Annotated in this window: 2 pseudogenes; both read right to left on the bottom strand. The window is 67.6% G+C overall.

The features are described 5' to 3' along the window. Positions 1-80: 80 nt before the first annotated feature. A pseudogene (gene prfA, locus JCM19049_RS11150) lies at positions 81-1,154 on the bottom strand (peptide chain release factor 1). Positions 1,155-1,297: 143 nt separating this feature from the next. Further along, a pseudogene (gene rho, locus JCM19049_RS11145) lies at positions 1,298-2,738 on the bottom strand (transcription termination factor Rho); the annotation flags it as partial.

Raw genomic sequence — 2,738 nt, 5'->3', positions numbered from 1 at the left:
CGTCTACCTTGGGGCTGGGCACCGCGGCGGCCGCCAGGTCCGCCTCGGCCTGGTTGCGGGCGGCGCTGAACAGCATCCGGCTACTGCTCGCCCAGGTGGGCCAGGCGCTCTTCCTCGTCCATGGTGATGCACGAATCGATCACCGGGCCCAGGTCCCCGTCCATGACCGCGTCCAGGTTGTAGGCCTTGTAGCCGGTGCGGTGGTCGGCGATCCGGTTTTCCGGGAAGTTGTAGGTGCGGATGCGCTCGGAGCGGTCCATGGTGCGCACCTGGGAGGCGCGCTGGGCGGAGTTCTCCGCGTCCAGCTGCTCCTGCTGGTGGGCCAGCAGGCGCGAGCGCAGCACGCGCATGGCCGCCTCACGGTTCTGGATCTGGGACTTCTCGTTCTGCATGGCCACCACGATGCCGGTGGCAGGTGGGTGATGCGCACGGCCGAGTCGGTGGTGTTCACGCTCTGCCCGCCGGGGCCGGAGGAACGGTACACGTCGATCTTCAGGTCGTTCTGGTGGATGTCGATTTCCTCGGGCTCATCGACTTCCGGGAACACCAGCACGCCGGCGGCGGAGGTGTGGATGCGGCCCTGGGATTCGGTGACCGGCACGCGCTGCACGCGGTGCACCCCGCCCTCGAACTTCAGGTGCGCGTACACGCCCTCGGCCGGGTCGTTCGAGCTGCCCTTGATCGCCACCTGGGCGTCCTTGTAGCCGCCCAGGTCGGACTCGTTGTAGGAGATCATTTCGACCTTCCAGCTTGTGCTCGGCAAAGCGGGTGTACATGCGCAGCAGGTCGGCGGCGAACAGGGCCGCCTCGTCCCCGCCTTCCCCGCCCTTGACCTCAAGGATCACGTTGCGCGAGTCGTTTTCGTCGCGCGGGATCAGCAGCCGGCGCAGCTTCTCCTCCAGTTCGGGCAGCGCGGCGGTCAGCTCCTCGACCTCGGCGGCGAAGTCCGGGTCCTCATCGGCCATTTCCTTGGCTGCCTCCAGGTCCTCGCTCGCCTGCTTCCAGCGGTTGTAGGCCTCCACGATGCCGTTGAGCTGCGCGGAACGGCGCCCGAGCTTGCGGGCCCGGGCCTGGTCGGCGTACACGGCGGGATCGGACAGCTGCGCCTGGATCTCGGCGTGCTCCTCCAGCAGGGTCTTGACGGATTCGAACATGGTGGCAGAACTTCTTTCGATGCGTGGATCGGTGGCGCGCTGGCGGGCAGCGGGCCTTCACAAGAGATTGTAGGGGCAAAGCACCGGTGGCGTCCGGGCGACGGGTTGACCGTGCGCCCTGGACGCCACCGGGGAAAAGCGCGCTAGTTGTGCTGCGGCGTGGTCTTGTTGACCAGCATCAGGAACTCCGCGTTGGATTCGGTGTCCCGGATCTTCTTGGTCAGCAGCTCCAGCGCCTGCTGGGTGTCCAGCCCGGCCAGCATGCGGCGCAGGCGCCACATGATGCGCACCTCGTCGCCGGAGAGCAGCGACTCCTCGCGGCGGGTGGAGGACGCGTTGACGTCCACCGCCGGGAAGATGCGCTTCTCGGCCAGCTGGCGGGAAAGGCGCAGCTCCATGTTGCCGGTGCCCTTGAACTCCTCGAAGATCACTTCATCCATCTTCGACCCGGTTTCCACCAGGGCGGTGGCCAGGATGGTCAGTGAGCCGCCGTTTTCGATGTTGCGCGCGGCGCCGAAGAAGCGCTTGGGCGGGTAGAGGGCGGCGGAGTCCACACCACCGGAGAGGATGCGGCCCGAGGCCGGGGCGGCCAGGTTGTAGGCGCGGCCCAGGCGGGTCATCGAGTCCAGCAGCACGACCACGTCCATGCCCATCTCCACCAGGCGCTTGGCGCGCTCGATGGCCAGTTCGGCCACGGTGGTGTGGTCATCGGCCGGGCGGTCGAAGGTCGAGGCGATGACCTCGCCCTTCACGGTGCGCTGCATGTCGGTGACTTCCTCGGGACGTTCGTCCACGAGCACCATCATCAGGTGCACTTCCGGGTTGTTGGTGGTGATCGCCTGCGCGATGGACTGCAGGATCAGGGTCTTGCCGGCCTTGGGCGGGGAGACGATCAGGCCACGCTGGCCCTTGCCGATCGGGCGACCAGGTCGATCACACGCGGACCGATCTGCTTGGCCCCGGTTTCCAGGCGCAGGCGCTCGGTCGGGTACAGCGGCACGAGCTTGTTGAACTCGACGCGCTCCTTGTTGTCTTCCGGCTTCTTGCCGTTCACGGACGTCAGCTGCACCAGGGCGTTGAACTTCTGGCGCGGGTTGGGGGTCTCCCCCTCACGCGGCTGGCGGATCGCGCCAACAATCGCGTCGCCCTTGCGCAGGTTGTACTTCTTGACCTGGCCCAGGGTGACGTACACGTCGTTCGGGCCGGGCAGGTAGCCCGAGGTGCGCACGAACGCGTAGTTCTCCAGCACGTCCAGGATGCCGGCGATCGGCAGCAGGACGTCGTCCTCGCTCAGCTGCGGCTCGTCGTTGTCCCCGCGGCGGTTGCGGCGGTTGCGGTCCTGGTTGCGCTCATTGCGGTCCCGGTTGCGCTCATTGCGGTCGCGGTTGCGTTCGCGGCGGTTTCGGCCCCGCTCGTTGCGATCATTGCGGTCGTTGCGGTCCCCGCGGTCGTTTCGGTCCGAACGCTCGTGGCGCTCACCGCGCTCCTGGCCTTCCTCGCCCTCGGAGCTATCGTCCTGGAGGATTCCTGCTGGTCGCGGCGGTTGCGGCCCCGGCCGTTGCGGTCGTTGCGTTCGTTGCGCTC

This window comes from Arthrobacter sp. JCM 19049 (assembly GCF_001310435.1).
The sequence above is the reverse complement of the archived record's forward strand: the minus strand, read 5'-3'. Positions and strand labels throughout refer to the sequence as shown.